This window comes from Vibrio brasiliensis LMG 20546 (assembly GCF_000189255.1).
GTDB lineage: Bacteria > Pseudomonadota > Gammaproteobacteria > Enterobacterales > Vibrionaceae > Vibrio > Vibrio brasiliensis.
On record NZ_AEVS01000036.1, the window covers coordinates 1 to 323 of the forward strand.

Below are 323 nucleotides of genomic sequence, written 5' to 3' on the forward strand. Positions count from 1 at the left end.
ATGTCTACATTAGAGAGGGGCTATAGCTCAGCTGGGAGAGCGCTTCGCTGGCAGCGAAGAGGTCATCGGTTCGATCCCGATTAGCTCCACCATTCTGTGTCCCGTTCGTCTAGAGGCCTAGGACACCGCCCTTTCACGGCGGTAACAGGGGTTCGACTCCCCTACGGGATACCATCTTTAAATATTCTCCTTGAGAGTCTTTAAAAATGGTTACTTCTACGGAAGTGATTTGCTCTTTAACAATTTGGAAAGCTGACGAATAACAACAATCCCCATATCTACGGATATGCGTTGTTATTCAATTAAAAGTTCTCAAATCCTGA

The 323-nt window shown here is 46.1% G+C and carries 2 tRNA genes; both read left to right on the plus strand.

The annotated features are described in order from the left end of the window. The first annotated feature begins 16 nt into the window (after positions 1 to 16). Positions 17 to 92: transfer RNA gene (locus RH46_RS06190), tRNA-Ala, on the plus strand. Positions 93 to 98: 6 nt separating this feature from the next. After that, positions 99 to 174 (plus strand) — tRNA-Glu (locus RH46_RS06195). The last annotated feature ends 149 nt before the right edge of the window (positions 175 to 323 follow it).